Raw genomic sequence first — 16,788 nt, forward strand, 5'->3', positions numbered from 1 at the left:
CACCCTAATCAAAGTGAGTTTTTAAATTTTGACTTCTTAAGTATAGAACAAGTGGCTGATTTTCGTCACGTTGATCCCAACTAGGCTGTTCAAGTAAATCAAGAGCATCTTGCCGGGCATACTGCATCATTTTCAGGTCACCAACTGGATCTCCAATTTTAAAATCTGGCATTCCAGATTGTTTCTTTCCTAAAACATCACCGGATCCCCTTAATTCAAGATCTCGCTGGGCAACAATAAAACCATCTGTCGTCTCCACCATCGTCTCCATTCGCTTTTTTCCTTCAGGCGTTTTGGGATCAGCAACTAAGAGACAATATGATTGGCGAACTCCCCGGCCGACCCGGCCACGTAGTTGATGAAGTTGGGCTAATCCAAACCGATCAGCATCATAAATTACCATCACCGTAGCATTTGGATTATCAACCCCAACCTCGATGACCGTGGTGGCAACCAGAACTTGGATTTTACCTGCCTGAAAATCAGCCATAACCGCTTCTTTTTCATCATTAGTCATCCGCCCATGTAACAGGCCAACTTGGTACTTAGGAGCAAACTGGTCGGCAAACTGCTCATACAAAGCCGTTGCATTTTGCACATCCAGCTTTTCTGATTCTTCAATTAGGGGACTGACTACATAAACTTGCGCCCCTTGAGCGAGTTGCTTCCGCAAAAAGTCCAAGGCCGCTTCTGATTGATCGCTTTTTAGCCAGGTAGTCTTGATTGTTTTTCGTCCTGCTGGTAGCTCATCAATTACTGAAACGTCCATTTCACCATATGCGGTGATTGAAAGGGTTCGGGGAATCGGTGTAGCCGTCATGGCAAGAATATTGGGATGGTCACCTTTTTCTCGCAACAATTTCCGTTGATCAACCCCGAAGCGGTGTTGTTCATCGATAATCGCTAGACCAAGATTAGCAAATTCCACCTGATCTTGAATCAAAGCGTGGGTTCCAATAATTAAATTGCATTGGCCGGCTGCGATTTGGTCTGCTAAAGCTTGGTGTTGTTTAGCTGTTAAAGAACCCGTCAGTAAAGCAACGTTTACTGGGGTATTTTCGAAAACTTTTGCTAACTTTTCAGCGTGCTGAGCAGCTAAAATTTCGGTTGGTGCCATTAAAGCAGCCTGATAGCCAGTTAAGATCGTGGCATAAATGGCGATCGCTGCTACAATCGTCTTTCCACTCCCAACATCCCCTTGTAAAAGACGATTCATCTGAAAAGGGCTTCGTAAATCACGACAAATCTCATTAACTACCCGTTTTTGGGCCTTCGTTAATTCAAACGGAATGGTTCGAATAAAAGCGCGTAATTCATCGTTATTGTACAGAAGTTGGGTACCATCAGCTTTTCGCCGGGCGAGACGCATCGATTGTAAACGTAGCTGAAATAAATAAAACTCCTCATAGGCGGCTGTTCGCCGAGCTTGGCGAGCTTGATCGCTAGTTTTAGGAAAGTGCACCCATTGAAACATCGTCGCCCGATCCAATAGTTGATAACGTTGTCGGATTGTCAGTGGGATTAGCGTTGCAATTACATTCCGATATTGGGTATAAGCAAGTTCGATTAATTGGCGGATCGTCGTCTGCCGGACGTGTTTATTTGCCGGATAAATGGTTCCAATCGTCTCTTCACCAGGATTAACCACCAATAATTTTGACCCCATTACTTGTTGACGAGCTTGGTTCCAGGTTCCCAGGACGGTCACATCTCCATTTAACTTTAAACGCTCTTTAAAATAAGGTTGATTAAAAAATACCACCATCACCACTTGCTGACCGGTTTGGAGCCGAAAACTAAGACGATTTTTTCGATAGCCAAAACGACTTAACACTGGCTCGGAAACAACAGTCCCATGGATTGTAACCTTTTGCTTATCAACCGTTGTTTCCAAATTAGTTGGTGCAAAATCATCATAACGACTCGGATAATGCATGAGTAAATCTTCAATTGTTTCAATTCCAAGCGTTGCCAATTGTTCAGCTCGTTTTTGTCCAACTCCTTTTAAAGCTGTTACTGGATCTTGCAATGATTTCAATGTCTCACCCCCTAGCAGAGTCTTATAACGGCAAGCAGCCGGGCTGTAAACACTTGCTTACCACCCGGCTGCTAATCTAGCTGGTTTTATTCGACCGAAATTAAGTATGGATATACTGGTTGATCTCCCTCATAAATTTGAACATCAAGTTCATCGTCTTGAGCTAGGATCTTTTTCCTCAAAGTTTCGGCCCCTGCTTGATCACCATCAGCGCCATAAAGAATCGTTACGATTTCGCTATCTTCATCAAGCATTGAAGTAACCATTGCCTCTGCAGCATCCTCAATCGTTTTTTCAACGGCGACAATCTTGCCATCAACAATTCCCATGTAATCATCTTTCTTAATTGTCTTGCCATTTAATTGAGTATCGCGAACAGCAACTGTAACTTCACCACTAGCAACATTTTCAAGTACACTTTCCATCGCTTTTTGGTTATCCACCAAATCTGCTTCTGGATTATATTCGAGTAAAGCACTCATTGCTTGAGCAATTGTCTTAGTATGAACAATCTTAACCGGGATTTCAGCAACTTCGGCTGCTTGATCCGCAGCCATAAAGATGTTTCCGTTATCAGGTAAAACCAAAGCCTGCTTAGCACCTGACTGGTTAATTGCATCTGTAATATCTTGAATGCTTGGATTCATCGTTTGCCCACCAGTAATCACATGGGTGACTCCTAAGCTCTTCAAAAGCTTTGAAATCCCATCACCCGAAGCAACTGCAATCACAGCTGTTTCCGCTGGAACTTCATCCTTAGCTTCTTGGGCTACTTCAACCGGCGTTGGATCATCATCCTTCATGATCTCTTCTTGTTGCCACCGCATATTATCGATCTTCACCGTTTGAAGATCACCAAATTGCTGACCCCAAGTTAAAACTTTCCCTGGATGTTCAGTATGCACGTGTACCTTAACAACTTCATCATCATTAATAACTAACAGGCTATCACCAAGTTTAGCAAGATAGTCGTAGAAAGTCTTATAGTCAAACTTTTGAGTAACCTGCTTTCCCTTCCCGATGCGAACCATCATTTGGGTGCAGTAGCCGTACTTGATATCTTCCGGATTTAACTTTCCCTGTGCACTTTGATGGTGCTTGGCATTAATCATTTCATCCATCTGAGCATTGTCAGGAATTTCGGTTTCAATTTCTTCACCCGTTAAAGCACCATAAAAGGCATGGAGCACAAAAGCAAGACCTTGACCACCAGAATCAACAACACCAACTTCCTTAAGAACTGGTAACAAATCAGGGGTCTTTTCAAGAGCCGCATCAGCAGCTTCCACAATTGCCTTTAAAATGACGACCAAATCATCACTTTCTTTAACCTTATTTAAACCTGCTTGCGCTGATTCACGGACAACGGTTAAGATTGTCCCTTCAGTTGGCTTCATAACCGCCTTATAAGCCGTCTTAGCCCCATTAGCATATGCATCAACAAATTCCTTGGCACTTAGGGTTACCTTGCCTTCACATCCCTTAGCAAATCCTCGAAAAATTTGCGACAAAATAACTCCTGAGTTTCCCCGAGCTCCCATTAAAAGGCCCTTGGCAACTGCAGATGCTAATTCACCAACGGCCGTACTTGTGGCTTCTCGCTCGTACTTTGCCCCGCTGGTCATTGACATACTCATATTTGTTCCCGTATCACCATCTGGAACTGGGAAAACATTTAAGGAGTTAATAAACTCAGCCTGTTGATTTAATTTAGCAGCGGCGGCTTGCACCATCTTACCAAATTCCAAGTTAGTAATTGTAGTAACTACCAAAATAAATTCCTCCAGCTATCGACTAATCGTCACCTAACACCCGAACCCCTTGGACGCAAACATTTACTTCGTTTGCCGTAATTCCAAGCATTGATTCAAGGTTATACTTTACTTTTTGTTGAACACTCTTAGAAACTTCTGAAATCTTAGTGCCAAAGCCGACAATGATATTTACTTCCACTGCGATTCCATTCGCATCTTGCTTAATGACGACTCCTTTACTGTAGTTATCGCCTTGCAAAATTAAGTTAACACCATCTTTCAATGGATTACGACTGGCCATTCCAACGACACCATAGTTATCAGTGGCGGCTCCCCCAACGACCGTGGAGATAACATCATTTGCAATGTCAATCATTCCAGCCTTTGTTTTAATCTTTACTGCCATGAAAATGGCCCCCTTTTTTTCTCAAAGTCAACATCATATTACCATAGATGCGATACTTTAAAAAGTTTGCTTGATTAATGTTGATCTCACCTAATTACCTTAATGATAAAAAAATAAGCCGCCCGCGGGGACGGCAATATTTTTAATGAACGCGGGTAACCTTACCCGACTTCAGCGTACGGGCTGAAACGTAAACCTTCTTTGGCTTACCATTTACTAAAATGGTTGCTTTTTGCAAGTTTGGCTTCCAGCTACGACGACTTGAGTTCAGGGCGTGTGAACGCTTGTTACCGAAGCGTGTCCGTTTGCCGGTAATAAAATCCTTAGCCATCTGGGGACCCTCCTCTCCTCATCAATTTTCTCAGTAGCGCCTAAGCGCTGTAACTCACCTAAATAATTTACCATAGCAATGCGTACTTTTCAATACTTTTCTTTCAAGTATTTTCACTTGACACTTGAATTTTATCATTTTACCGCAAGCGCGGTGCTGTTGCCAAGCTGTCTCGGCTTTGAATTACGGCAACAACTCCTGAGTCAAACGAAAAGTGATTTACTAAACCATCAAATTCGTTACTCGACCAGGAGATTGGAATTTTAGCGTCAAAGTTTTGTAACTTATATTTTTCGTCCGGCAGGGTCAAACCAGTAACCGCCGTTAAATTAACAAATGCCAGATATTTCATCCCTGGTCGCTTTCGAATTTCATATTTACCAGGCAAATAATACCGCATTTCATTTTGTTGATCAATAATCACCAATTTAGGAATTACAGCTTGAAATTCCGCCATTAACGGAAACATTAAGTTTGAAAGTAGTTGATCTAATCGACCACCAGTTGCCCCAAACAAATTAATCTGGTCAGCCTGAAATTCAGTGAGCGCTACCTTAACTGCTAACTGGGTATCCGTATAATCTTTTTGGGGTGGAAAACGACGAATTTCAGTTACCGCATTCTTTAGCTTCTCCATGGTCTTGGGAAATGTTGAATCAAAATCCCCAATTGCAATTTGCGGAATAATTCCGTGGTTTAGTAAGAAAGTTGCGCCAAAGTCAGCACCAATCCAAGTTTCACCACGATGTTTCTCCATTTCATCAAGCGGAATTTCACTTGCGGGACCGCCAACCATAATATTTATTGGCTGTATCATTTCCACCCTCCATCTCAAAAAGGTTGGTCCAAATCCCCGGCCCAACCTTTAATCATTACTTAGTAGCTTCTTTTAAAGCATTAATCCGTTCTGCCGGATCATCAGCATTGTAAACGTATGAACCAGCAACTGCAACTGTGGCTCCAGCTTTGTAGCAGTCAACAACCGTTTCGCTGTTAACCCCACCATCAATTTCAATGTCGAAATCATAACCCTTTTCTTGCTTAATTTGGTTAAGTTCCGCAATCTTTGCGACCGTTTCGGGAAGGAACTTTTGCCCACCAAAACCAGGGTTAACCGTCATTACTAAAACTTGGTCAACCATGTGAAGCACTGGCTTGATCATCTCAACTGGCGTCCCAGGATTAATAACAACTTCAGCCTTAACTCCACCGTTTTTGATAATTTGCAAAGCCCGGTGAATGTGTTGGGTTGCTTCAACCTGTACCCCAATAATATCAGCCCCAGCATCAATAAAGGCTGGCAAAATATGTTCTGGGTTTTGGACCATCAAATGAACATCCAACACCATCTTGGTAATTGGACGAATGGCCTTTACAAAGTTTGGCCCATAAGAAATACTTGGAACAAAAGACCCATCCATCACATCAATATGAAGATATTCAGCTCCTGCCTTATCGACCTTTTCAATATCCTTTTGCAAATTAACGTAATCAGCACTCAAAATTGACGGTGCAACTTTAATCATAAGAAACTCTCCTCGCTCTTAGTAATTTGGCTTTTGGTTAATGATTAAATCATGAAACTGACAATAATCATCATACCTCGACTGCATTATTTTACCATCTTCAAGCGCGCTTTTCACGGCGCAACCCGGTTCTTTTAAATGACGACATCCCCGGAACTTGCACTGTGGCGCTAACGCTTTAAATTCATAAAAAAGATTTGGCAAATCATCAATTGTCATTGGGAAATCTTCATATGAAGAAAACCCAGGTGTATCAGCCACTAACGCCCCATTTACCGATAATAGACTAACCGTTCGGGTCGTATGGCGCCCCCGCTTTAAGGCTTTTGAAATTTCACCCGTTTTTAAATTTAAACTTGGAACTAGGTGATTCAATAAGGTTGATTTTCCAGCCCCAGTCTGTCCCATCATAGTAACAACCTTCCCCTTTAACTCAGCGGTTAGTTGTGCTAGCGTGGTCGAAGCGAATGGTTGGGGATCTAGCCATACTTGATAACCAACTTCACGATAACCAGTCGCAACTTTTGCTACAGTGGCATATTTTTCAGGAGTTAATAAATCAGTTTTAGAAAAATACAGTAAAGCTGGAACCCCCTGCCATGCCAATGCGACTAATTGCCGATCCAGTAAATTAGCCGAAAATTCTGGCTCGGTTACCGCTGTTACCACTACAGCGACATCAACATTCGCCACTAGAGGACGAACAAGGGCATTTTTCCGCGGCAAGATTTTTAAAAGGTAACCTTCCTCGCTAAATTCAACCCGGTCACCAACAAGTGGTTTTTGACCTTTTTTTCGAAAATTTCCCCGTGCCCGGGTTCGATAAACCTTGTCATCAGCTAAAATATCATAAAATCCACTTAATGATTGTTGAATAATTCCAGTTTTCAAAAATTACCTCCTTAGTCTAACCCGTAATATTAGTGGCACTCATAATCGTCCGACCATTCCGAATCACTTTATAAGAGCCAGTTTCATTATTTCTCAACGTAAATGGAACATAAATTACGGTTTCTTGGTTGATCGTAATGTCTTGGTATTCCATTGTTAGATTGTGGTAAGCATCACTAATGTAAACCTGAACCCGGTTTTCCTTTCTACCACCGTTACCGTCAAAAGGAATACTAATCTGAATGTTCGTCGTCTTTAATTGATCTCCTGATGAAGCAACAGTAACCGTAAGGGTATCCCCTTCTTCCAGGGTACTCCCCGCCTTTGGGGTTTGCGACATTACCCGATTAGTTGCAATCGAAGTCGAAGTCTTCTTCGTTTCCGTCAATTGTAAACCATGCTTATTAGCAAATTCCTGGACATCTTTAATGTCCCTGTTTTTAAAGTTTGGAATCTTTATCTGTTTTCGGCCCTTACTTACGGTTAAAATAACGGTCTTTTGACTTGGCTTAATTGTTTCACCAGCTGAAACGTTTTGTTTAATGACTTGACCCTTAGCGACTTTATCGGAATAAACATTCTTAACCTTAACTGTAAAGCCAAGATTTTCTAGGCGTTCTTGAGTGTTATCCGCTGAAGTCCCAACAAGATCTTTCATTTTCCACTGTTCAACCCCATCACTTATCAGGAGGTCAACCTTCTTTCCAACGCGAACCTTATCTCCACTTGTCGAGCGAATTACCTCACCTTTTGGCGTAGTAGCACTTAAAGAGGAACTAACCTTACCAACTCGGAGATGATGTTTTGCAAGCGTTGTTTTCGCTTCAGCCGGAGTTTGACCAGCTAAATTAGGAACGGTAACTGGGCGATTAAAATACCATAATCCGGCAATTGCAATCACAATTAAAGTAGCAATAACTCCTAACCCCAGTTTCAAACGATCAATACGCTGCTTTTTCGGTAATGGTGTGATTGACTTTGTGTCATCATTCTCACCATCTTTTTCCGCCGCTTGCTGGCGACTAGCAGCTTTAATCTCATTCAGATCCAATACCCGTGTTTCATCATCATAGGAATCATGTTCCTTAAACCGTGGTTCAGTTTCTCGCCTTGGATTTAATGCGGTTTGCAAGTCTTTAGCCATTTCAGCTGCACTAGCATAACGCTGTTGCGGTGACTTGGCAGTTGCTTTATAGACGACGTTTGCCAACGGTTGCGGAATCGCAGGATTTGTATCGCGAACCGACGGAATCTCATCTCGAAAGTGTTTCAAAGCAATTGCTACTGCTGTCTCGCCTTCAAAGGGAACGTGCCCCGTTAGTAATTCAAACAGAATAATCCCCAACGAGTAAATGTCCGACCGTTTTGTCGCAATACTTCCGCGCGCTTGTTCCGGTGACAAATAGTGAACAGAGCCAACTAACGTATTCGTTTGGGTAAGCGAATTAGCAGTTGATGCCATTGCAATTCCAAAGTCAGTAATTTTTATATTTTTATCTTCATCAATTAATATATTTTGGGGTTTTAAGTCCCGGTGGATTATTCCGTGTTGGTGGGCCGTTTCTACGGCAGACAATACTTGCTCCATAATATCAACCACTTGGGGAAGTGGAATTGGGTAATTTTGTTTAATAAAAGCTTTTAAGTCCGTTCCTTCAACATACTGCATGACCATGTATTGCATGCCGTGGTCAGCACCAACATCATAAACCCCAACAATATGAGGATCGTTTAATTGGGTTGCAGCTAAGGCCTCTCGTTCAAATCGCCGTTGAACTTTTGGATCATCTCGTAAATCTAAACGCAGTAGCTTAACTGAAACTTTTCGTTCAAGGACCTGGTCATAAGCTAAATAAACATTTGCCATTCCACCCTCACCAAGTGGACGGAGAATCCGGTACCGGTTATTAAGCTTGTATCCGGGCTTCATATTAATCCCTTTCTTGGTCAAATTCGCTGACTAAGACAGTGATATTATCAAGGCCACCGGCTTGGTTGGCTTGTTCAACTAACGTCTGACATTTCTCAGTGACGGTCGCATCCTTATTCAACAAAATGGCCGTTAATTTTTGGTGTTCAACCATTTTGGATAAACCATCTGAACATAGTAATAATTGATCACCGAGCTCTAAGGTAAAGGCGTTAACGTCAATTTCTGCATCTGCTGAAATTCCAATTGCCCGGGTAATAATATTCTTTTGAGGTGACCGACGCGCCTGTTGTTCGGTAATATCACCATTCTTAACCAATTCATTTACCAAGGAATGATCATTAGTGATTTGGGTTAATTCATGATCATGGAGAATATAACCCCGGCTATCACCAATGTTTGCAACGACAACAATTCCATTGCCAAGGAAAATTGCTGCTACCATCGTTGTCCCCATTCCCTGGTAATTAATTTTTTCATGTGATTTTTTTATTAATAATTGATTAGCAAGGGTAACTTGATCTTGTAACCATTTTTTAGCATGTTTAACCGTTTTTGGTGCACTCTTGCTAAAATTTTGACCAAGCAACTGAACAGTTAATTCTGCAGCGACATCACCACCACGATTACCGCCAATTCCATCAGCAATAACCGCCAATTGACGCTTACCATTTTTGAGTAGCGCTACACGGTCTTGGTTTTGCGACCGTTGACGGCCGATATCAGATAAGTAATCAACTTTCATGTGACTTTAAATTTCCCTTCTAGTTTTTCCGCCTGAGGGTTGCAATGAAGAACCCATCCGAACCATAGTCGCTAGGGAGGATCGTCAGTGTCTTCGTTGCTCGGTCAGTTTTTAAAGCCCGTGCCGTTTGCGTCTTTTCTAAGGCAAAATTAGGGTGCGTTGTCAAAAAAGCAACGACCGTTTCATCATTCTCTTCATGGAGAATTGTGCACGTGCTATAAATTATTATACCGCCCTTTTTTATTTTTGGGGCCACTGCATCTAAAATTGTTGTTTGAATTTTATGCAGTTGCTGACTATCACTAAATTGTTTTTGATAGCGAATTTCGGGTTTCCGCCGCAACAGGCCCATCCCACTACATGGCGCATCAACCAAGGCTGCATCTAACGTTTGATCAGCCAAAAAAGTTAAATCCCTGGCATCATTTTGCTTTGCAACTACGCGATCACTTAGACCCAGTCTTGCCATATTCTTCTTGATTAGTTTGACCTTATGTTGGTGAATATCTAAAGCAATCACTTTACCGTTTTCAACTTGTGCAGCTAACTGACCGGTTTTTCCTCCTGGAGCACTACAGGCATCCAAAACCAAATTAGTAGTTTTTAAATCAATTGCCGTTGCCATTGCTTCAACTGCTAACATCGCGCTCTCATCTTGAACCGTTACCAAGCCAGAACGAAAAGCTTGGCTCCCGAGGAGATCCCCTTTAGTCACAATTAAGCCATCCGCAGCCACTTGACTGGGAATTGTTGTTATTCCTTCCATCGCTAATTGGTCAGTAATTTGCCCAACCGTTCCTTTTTGCCGATTGGCGCGAACACTTAAGCGGGCAGGATCATTAATTGCCTTTCCAATTTTTTGCGCTTCTAAAAGGCCATTTTCATCAACTAATTTTTTTGTTAACCAAAGTGGCAAGCTAGCGGTCAGACTCAATTGTTCAATTGGATCCTTAATTGTTGTCAGATCTGGCCAGTCACTTCGTAAAACAGCATGTAACACTCCCGTTACAAACTTTCGTAATCCTTGGTTACCATGGCCACGAAACTTTGTAATTTCAATTGCCTCATTTGTCGCCGCAAAATCAGGAACCCGTTTTAAATAATGATATTGGTAGAGGGTGATTAATAATAATTCCCTTACCCATGGAATTGGTTCCCGTTTAACAAATGGTTTTAGCCAATTTTCAAGGGTTAAGCGGTGTTGTAAAGTTCCGTATACCAGATTAGTTAACAAATGCTTATCGGCAACACTTAAATTCGCCTGTTGAATAATCTGATTCAACTCAAGGTTTGAATATGCTTGTTTATTAATAACCCGCTCTAAAACCGTAACTGCTAAATTCCGTGGTGATTGTTTAATGTTTGCCATTAGTAATGATTTGTCTCCCAACCTCAAGTCCTTGGTGACCATTCAAATATGCCGTAATTTCCATCGCCGGCTTTCCTGCTGGCTTTAACTGATTAATTCGATAAGTTGTTCCATTACCAGCTGCGATTACTAAAGCATGCTTTTCAACCCGCACAATGGTCCCTGGTGCTTGTTGAGTTTGTTCAGCGAGCGGAGTTACATCAATTAATTTTGTTGCCACCCCATCAATCATCATTTTACCAAGTGGTTTGGGCCGTAAGCCCCGAACCTTAGCGTCAATTAAACGAGCAGGTAAAGTATAGTCAATCCACTCTTGCTCAGTTGTGATGTTTGGAGAAAATACAACTTGGTCTTCGGCTTGTGGAACGGCTTTAATTTTTCCAGCAATTAAGTCTGGTAAAATTTCCATTAGTAAATTCCGCCCAAGTAAACTTAACTTTTCAAACATCGTACCAGCATCGTCAGTTGCTTCAATTGGAATTGCCCGTTGCGCAATCACATCTCCAGCATCCATTTTCTTAACCATGTACATGATTGAAACCCCAGTTTCAGCATCACCATTCATCACCGCATATTGAATTGGGGCCCCGCCACGGTATTTTGGTAACAATGACCCATGCACATTAATTGCTGCAATTTTGGCCGATTCTAGCAAACGGGATGGTAAAAATTGACCATAAGCAGCTGTAATAATTAGGTCTGCATGAAGATTAATCAACGCTTCTAGTTCTTCACTTTTTATCAACTTTTCTGGTTGAAAAATTTGAATTCCCGCTTGACTTGCTAATTGTTTAACTGGTGAAGCTGTCAATTTATGTTTCCGTCCAACCCGTCGGTCGGGTTGCGTCAACACTGCCTTAACAGAATAACGATCATCATCTAATAAAGCTTGAAGAATTGGAACCGCAAACTGGGGCGTTCCCATAAAAATAACTGATGTCAAGATTTTCATTCCTTTCAAAATAATTCACATAAAGTATTGGGGATCTGGATCGATCATGAAACGTAAATTTCCCTTTGCTTGAGTTTCATGGGCCAATTGCGTTAATGTCGTAATCAAAGTCGGATCATGACGATATTTAAGTACAATCTGATAATAATACCGATTTTGGATCCGGGCAATTGGACGTGGAGTTGGCCCTAACATTACCGTATCCGTTGCTAATTGGCTTGTTTTTAAACGTTCACTAACTGCTTGGATTAACTTAGCAGCTACAACTTCTTGAGGATCACTTGCCATTAACCGAACCGTGTAGAAGTAAGGTGGGTACTGTGCTTGTTGACGAATTCGCATTTCGGTTGCAAAAAAAGCATCATAGTCATTTTTCTGCGCTAATTGAAGGACATAATTATCCGGATTATAGGTCTGGATAATTACCTCACCATTTTTATCTGCTCGCCCAGCTCGACCACTAACCTGGGATAATAGATCGAAGGTTCGTTCACTTGCGCGAAAGTCTGGCAAATCAAGGCCAGTATCGGCATTAAGAACTCCCACCAGAGTTACTTGAGGAAAATCTAGCCCCTTGGCAATCATTTGCGTCCCTAACAAAATATCAGCTTGATGGTTACCAAATTGCTGCAGTAATTTTTCGTGCATACCTTTCCGGCGAGTGGTATCTACGTCCATTCGGATAATTCGAGCCGCTGGAAGTAACTTATTTAACTCTGCTTGGACCTTTTCAGTTCCTGTACCGTAATAACGAATTTCTTGGCTATGGCAGTTTGGGCAAAAGCGCGGAATAGCTTCTTCATGCCCGCAATAATGACACTTCATACTATGCGAACTCAAGTGTAAAGTTAACGAAATATCGCAATTGGGGCACTTCAAAACAAATCCACAATCTCGGCACATCATGAAAGATGAAAAGCCACGTCGATTCAATAGTAAAATGCTTTGTTCACCTTTTTGGAGCCGATCATTTAACCGTGCCAATAAAATTTGGGAAAAATTACTTTCGCCCCCCTGCCGGGGTTCTTGACGCATATCTACAATTTGAATTGGGGGTAACGGTTGCTGATTTACCCGGTGCGGTAAGGTCAAGAGATGATAATTACCGGTTTTTGCTCGAGCATAACTTTCAAGACTTGGAGTGGCCGAACCTAGTAAAACCGTTGCATGATGATATTTGGCACGCCATTTAGCAACTTCTCGAGCTTGATAACGTGGGGCATCTTCTTGTTTGTAGCTTACCTCATGCTCTTCATCTAAGATAATGAGGCCAATTTTCTTAAGTGGAGCAAAAATTGCCGAACGGGTACCAACGACGACATCAACTAGTCCCATCTGAATCCGACGCCATTCATCATACCTTTCCCCGTTTGAGAGTGCTGAATGTAAGATGGCGACATTTTTACCAAACCGCGCACGAACGCGACCAACCATTTGCGGAGTCAAAGAAATTTCGGGTACCAACATCAACGCTGTTTGATGGCTTGCTAGCGCCGTTTCGATTGCTCTTAGATAAACTTCGGTTTTACCACTTCCCGTGACTCCCTTTAAGAGAAAAACTGGTGATTGGTCAGTTTTAATTGCTTGGTTAAGGGCATCTACTGCAACTTGTTGGTCGGTATTTAAAGTCACCTGCTGATCTCGCGCTAAACTTTTTGTCATTGGAGTTCGGTACTGCTCGAGCTTAACTTTTTTTAACCAACCGCGTTTTTCACCAAGAGTAAAAGTTGCCGGGGAGAGCCCTGTTTGTTGCTGCGCTAACTTCAACGGTATCGTTTGCTCCGTTTGCTGTTGGAGATAGACTAAAAGCCGTTTTTGCGCTTTAGCGTTTTTAGGTACTGTTGCCAATAGCTCTTCATAATCTTCAAACTGTAAGCTTGGCTGAATTGCAACTACCATTTTTGCCCTAGCACGGTTTTCAACTTGGTATTCAATCCTAATTTTGCCTGCCCGTCGTAGTTTTACAAGCTCGTGCATAATATCAGGATCATTTTGAACATCAGCTAGGTCTAAGGAATCTTGGCCATCAAATAAATTTAATTGTTCAGCTTCAGTAACATCATCAGTTAAGCGAACAAGACGGTGGGTCTTAGCCTTTAATAAATTTGGGAGTATCGCATAAAGACAACTTATCCAAAATGAATAAGTTGTCTTCGCTAGCCAACGACTCAAAGCAATCATCTCTGGATTTAAAACTGGCTCTAAATCCATCAGCGCAATAATATCCTTCAAATCGCCATCAAATGGTTGCTCTGGGTTGGTATCAACAACAAAACCTTGGACCTCTCGTTTACCACGACCAAAGGGGACAATTACCCGCATCCCCACCATTACTTGGTTGGTTAAACTTTCAGGAACCCGATAAGTATACGGCCGGTTTGTTTGCATCGTTGGGACATCAACAATTACTTGAACAACTTGCAACCAAGAACCCTCCTATCATTTACTTTGCTGCCAACGCTTAGCTAGGATATTAATTAATCGTTCCCCAACTTCTTGCTTACTTAATAGTGGCCATTTTTCTGGTACCCGATTTGGTTGCAAAATTGTGACTTGGTCAGTTGCAACCCCAAAGCCACTCCCAACTTGACTAACATCATTAGCAACAATATAGTCGGCATGTTTTTTAGCTAATTTGACTTGAGCATTTTGAAGTAAATCATTAGTTTCAGCCGCAAAGCCCATCACGATTTGATGATTCTTTTTTGCTCCCAAAGTTGCTAAAATATCAGGATTTTTAACCAAGGATATCGTTAACTCGTCTTGGCTGGTTTGTTTTTTTATTTTCTGATCAGCAACCACTGCTGGTCGGAAATCAGCAACTGCTGCTGCCATCACTAAAGCATCCGCTTTTTCAAACGAAGCTGCTGTTGTTGCTAACATTTCGGCGGTTGTGGTAACCTTTTTGACCATTAAATTCGGGTGATTAGGAAATTCAACTTGAACTTGGCCAATCACTGCAATCACTTTCGCGCCAGCTGCAAGAGCGGCCTGAACAACTGCCAAACCCATTTTTCCAGAAGAACGATTACCAATGAAGCGGACGGGATCAATTGCTTCGCGCGTACCACCTGCCGTAACTAAAATTGTCTTTCCTGCTAAACGATTTTGATTGGTAAACCATTTATCAACCCGCCCAGCAATTTCTTCTGGCTCCATCATGCGCCCTTTCCCAACGTAACCTTCCGCCAGCATCCCCGTTTCTGGAGTTAGAATAATCCGCTGATCCAAAACAAGTTGCTTTAAGTTTCGCTGGGTAGCGGGATTAAGCCACATTTGACTGTTCATTGCGGGGGCAAGCATTACGGGTGCCTTTGTTGCTAACAAACAACTAGAAACAGCATCATCAGCTAGTCCATTTGCTATTTTAGCAATGAGATCAGCGCTCGCCGGAACAACTAATGCTAATTCGGTCCAGTCCGCTAATTCAATATGAGGAACTGGGCTTTGATTAGTTTGCCATAAATCGGTTAAAACTGGCTGGTGAGTTAAAGCATAAAAAGTATTTGGGGTAACAAAATGCCTACTAGCTGGTGTCATCCCAACGCGAATTTCATGACCTTGCTTTTGAAGTATCCGGACTAAACTAACAGCTTTAAAAGTTGCTACGCTTCCACTTACGTAAACGGCGATTCGTGCCATTTTGATCCCCCTTTGTAATAACTACACAAAAAGCGCTAACGGCTGGATGAATTACTTTGTATAAGCTATTTGGAGCTTTAATACTCTTTTCGATCCAAAATTCGCTAGCGCTTTATTATTTAATTGTGGTTAAACCTAACAAACAGGTTCTAATCCTCGGAATCGTCAATTGAAACCATCCCAGCTTCAATTTCTTCAAGCGCCATCCCGACAGACTTAGTTGAGTTATAGTGGTTAAGTAGCAATGGCTTATCCATTTCCAAGTCAACTGGCTTATCAGAGTCTTGCGCGCGATCCTTATCAAGACGATATTTATCAATTTCATGTGCCCGCTTACTTGCAAGCATGATCAATGAATACCGCGAATCAACCTGCTTTAATAATTCATCAACTGAAGGGTATAAAATCATTGTTTTGCATCTCCTAACATTTCTAAGTAATCTGGCATTACCCGTGGAACCCGCAAACGTTCACTCCGGATAATTTCCTTAATTTTCTCAACTGCATTGGGAACTTCATCATTCACAACCGCATAGTCATAGTTTTGCATCATTTCAATTTCAGAAAAAGCTTTATGGATGCGTTTGTTAATAACTTCCATACTATCAGTTCCCCGGTGAATTAAACGTTGCTTTAATTCCATTAAATCGGGTGGCGTTAAGAAAATGAAAACCCCATCTGGCCGTTTTGAACGAACTTGCATGGCCCCATTTACTTCAATTTCAAGAAAAACATCTTTTCCAGAATCTAAGGTCTCATCAATGTATTTTAACGGTGTCCCATAATAATTGTCAACGTACTTGGCATATTCCAACATCTGTCCAGACTGGATATTTTTTTTAAATTCTTCCTTTGAAACGAAGAAATAATCAACCCCATTTTTTTCACCTGGACGAGGTTGGCGAGTCGTCATTGAAATCGAATATTGGAAATCATTTCCTGGTTGATCAAAAATTGCCTTCCGAACAGTCCCTTTACCAACACCGGAGGGGCCGGATAAAACTATCAGCATTCCGCGCTTTGTCATTAATCATTAACTCCTAACCATGAACGTATTACCCTTTATTTTGCAATACTTACCGTCGTAATTCAAGGCTTTCGTTCCATAAAAGTGTGAGCCAATTATTTACACCACCCATTATTAACTAGTTTCATTCCCGATCAAACCTAAGAACAGAAAGCTTGATCGTTTTAGGGGTTTTTT

15 protein-coding genes are annotated in these 16,788 nt (G+C 41.8%); all 15 read right to left on the reverse strand.

The window, feature by feature from the left end; translation table 11 throughout:
- Positions 1–4: 4 nt before the first annotated feature.
- The 15 genes from recG to gmk all read right to left on the reverse strand — a co-directional run bounded on the left by recG (position 5) and on the right by gmk (position 16,611).
- Positions 5–2,038, reverse strand: coding sequence for an ATP-dependent DNA helicase RecG (recG, locus tag GTO83_RS06390; RefSeq protein ID WP_180869793.1), 2,034 nt, complete (start codon positions 2,036–2,038; stop codon positions 5–7).
- 86 nt (positions 2,039–2,124) lie between these two features.
- Positions 2,125–3,810 carry a DAK2 domain-containing protein gene (locus tag GTO83_RS06395; protein ID WP_180869795.1) on the reverse strand — a complete coding sequence of 562 codons (1,686 nt, stop codon included), beginning with the start codon at positions 3,808–3,810 and terminating at the stop codon, positions 2,125–2,127.
- A gap of 22 nt (positions 3,811–3,832) precedes the next feature.
- Positions 3,833–4,198, reverse strand: a complete 366-nt coding sequence (locus GTO83_RS06400) for an Asp23/Gls24 family envelope stress response protein (RefSeq protein ID WP_180869797.1) — start codon at positions 4,196–4,198, stop codon at positions 3,833–3,835.
- Between the two features lie 142 nt (positions 4,199–4,340).
- Positions 4,341–4,529: a 50S ribosomal protein L28 gene (gene rpmB, locus GTO83_RS06405; RefSeq protein WP_180869799.1), complete on the reverse strand. Its 189-nt coding sequence runs from the start codon at positions 4,527–4,529 to the stop codon at positions 4,341–4,343.
- Between the two features lie 139 nt (positions 4,530–4,668).
- On the reverse strand, positions 4,669–5,346 hold the full coding sequence (locus GTO83_RS06410) for a thiamine diphosphokinase (RefSeq protein WP_180869801.1): 678 nt from the start codon (positions 5,344–5,346) through the stop codon (positions 4,669–4,671).
- A 55-nt stretch (positions 5,347–5,401) separates the two neighbouring features.
- Positions 5,402–6,055, reverse strand: a complete 654-nt coding sequence (gene rpe / locus GTO83_RS06415) for a ribulose-phosphate 3-epimerase (protein ID WP_180869803.1) — start codon at positions 6,053–6,055, stop codon at positions 5,402–5,404.
- 18 nt (positions 6,056–6,073) lie between these two features.
- On the reverse strand, positions 6,074–6,946 hold the full coding sequence (rsgA, locus tag GTO83_RS06420; protein ID WP_180869805.1) for a ribosome small subunit-dependent GTPase A: 873 nt from the start codon (positions 6,944–6,946) through the stop codon (positions 6,074–6,076).
- Between the two features lie 16 nt (positions 6,947–6,962).
- Positions 6,963–8,876, reverse strand: coding sequence for a Stk1 family PASTA domain-containing Ser/Thr kinase (gene pknB / locus GTO83_RS06425; protein WP_180869807.1), 1,914 nt, complete (start codon positions 8,874–8,876; stop codon positions 6,963–6,965).
- 1 nt (position 8,877) lies between these two features.
- Positions 8,878–9,621, reverse strand: a complete 744-nt coding sequence (locus tag GTO83_RS06430) for a Stp1/IreP family PP2C-type Ser/Thr phosphatase (RefSeq protein ID WP_180869808.1) — start codon at positions 9,619–9,621, stop codon at positions 8,878–8,880.
- 19 nt (positions 9,622–9,640) lie between these two features.
- The gene (rsmB, locus tag GTO83_RS06435) at positions 9,641–10,990 is read right to left on the reverse strand and encodes a 16S rRNA (cytosine(967)-C(5))-methyltransferase RsmB (protein ID WP_180869810.1); all 1,350 of its coding nucleotides are present in this window, start codon (positions 10,988–10,990) and stop codon (positions 9,641–9,643) included.
- Positions 10,977–11,933 (reverse strand): methionyl-tRNA formyltransferase, encoded by a 957-nt coding sequence (gene fmt, locus GTO83_RS06440; protein WP_180869812.1) that lies wholly within the window; start codon positions 11,931–11,933, stop codon positions 10,977–10,979. Before fmt ends, rsmB begins: the two co-directional genes overlap by 14 nt.
- Positions 11,934–11,957: 24 nt before the next feature.
- Entirely contained in the window at positions 11,958–14,366 is a 2,409-nt protein-coding gene (gene priA / locus GTO83_RS06445) for a primosomal protein N' (protein WP_255463100.1), read from the reverse strand.
- A gap of 15 nt (positions 14,367–14,381) precedes the next feature.
- The gene (coaBC, locus tag GTO83_RS06450) at positions 14,382–15,584 is read right to left on the reverse strand and encodes a bifunctional phosphopantothenoylcysteine decarboxylase/phosphopantothenate--cysteine ligase CoaBC (protein WP_180869814.1); all 1,203 of its coding nucleotides are present in this window, start codon (positions 15,582–15,584) and stop codon (positions 14,382–14,384) included.
- Between the two features lie 149 nt (positions 15,585–15,733).
- Entirely contained in the window at positions 15,734–15,994 is a 261-nt protein-coding gene (rpoZ, locus tag GTO83_RS06455) for a DNA-directed RNA polymerase subunit omega (protein WP_180869816.1), read from the reverse strand.
- Positions 15,991–16,611: a guanylate kinase gene (gmk, locus tag GTO83_RS06460; protein WP_180869818.1), complete on the reverse strand. Its 621-nt coding sequence runs from the start codon at positions 16,609–16,611 to the stop codon at positions 15,991–15,993. The genes rpoZ and gmk overlap by 4 nt, the downstream gene beginning before the upstream one ends.
- Positions 16,612–16,788 lie beyond the last annotated feature (177 nt).

The sequence above is a fragment of the Lactobacillus sp. 3B(2020) genome (genome assembly GCF_013487845.1).
GTDB classification, from domain to species: Bacteria; Bacillota; Bacilli; order Lactobacillales; family Lactobacillaceae; genus Limosilactobacillus; species Limosilactobacillus alvi.

Coding starts and splice junctions, on each gene's coding strand:
- rpoZ (WP_180869816.1), bottom strand. CDS start 15,994: ATGATTTTATACCCTTCAGTTGATGAATTATTAAAGCAGGTTGATTCG.
- coaBC (WP_180869814.1), bottom strand. CDS start 15,584: ATGGCACGAATCGCCGTTTACGTAAGTGGAAGCGTAGCAACTTTTAAA.
- rsmB (WP_180869810.1), bottom strand. CDS start 10,990: ATGGCAAACATTAAACAATCACCACGGAATTTAGCAGTTACGGTTTTA.
- rpmB (WP_180869799.1), bottom strand. CDS start 4,529: ATGGCTAAGGATTTTATTACCGGCAAACGGACACGCTTCGGTAACAAG.
- GTO83_RS06410 (WP_180869801.1), bottom strand. CDS start 5,346: ATGATACAGCCAATAAATATTATGGTTGGCGGTCCCGCAAGTGAAATT.
- gmk (WP_180869818.1), bottom strand. CDS start 16,611: ATGACAAAGCGCGGAATGCTGATAGTTTTATCCGGCCCCTCCGGTGTT.
- pknB (WP_180869807.1), bottom strand. CDS start 8,876: ATGAAGCCCGGATACAAGCTTAATAACCGGTACCGGATTCTCCGTCCA.
- GTO83_RS06400 (WP_180869797.1), bottom strand. CDS start 4,198: ATGGCAGTAAAGATTAAAACAAAGGCTGGAATGATTGACATTGCAAAT.
- rpe (WP_180869803.1), bottom strand. CDS start 6,055: ATGATTAAAGTTGCACCGTCAATTTTGAGTGCTGATTACGTTAATTTG.
- GTO83_RS06430 (WP_180869808.1), bottom strand. CDS start 9,621: ATGAAAGTTGATTACTTATCTGATATCGGCCGTCAACGGTCGCAAAAC.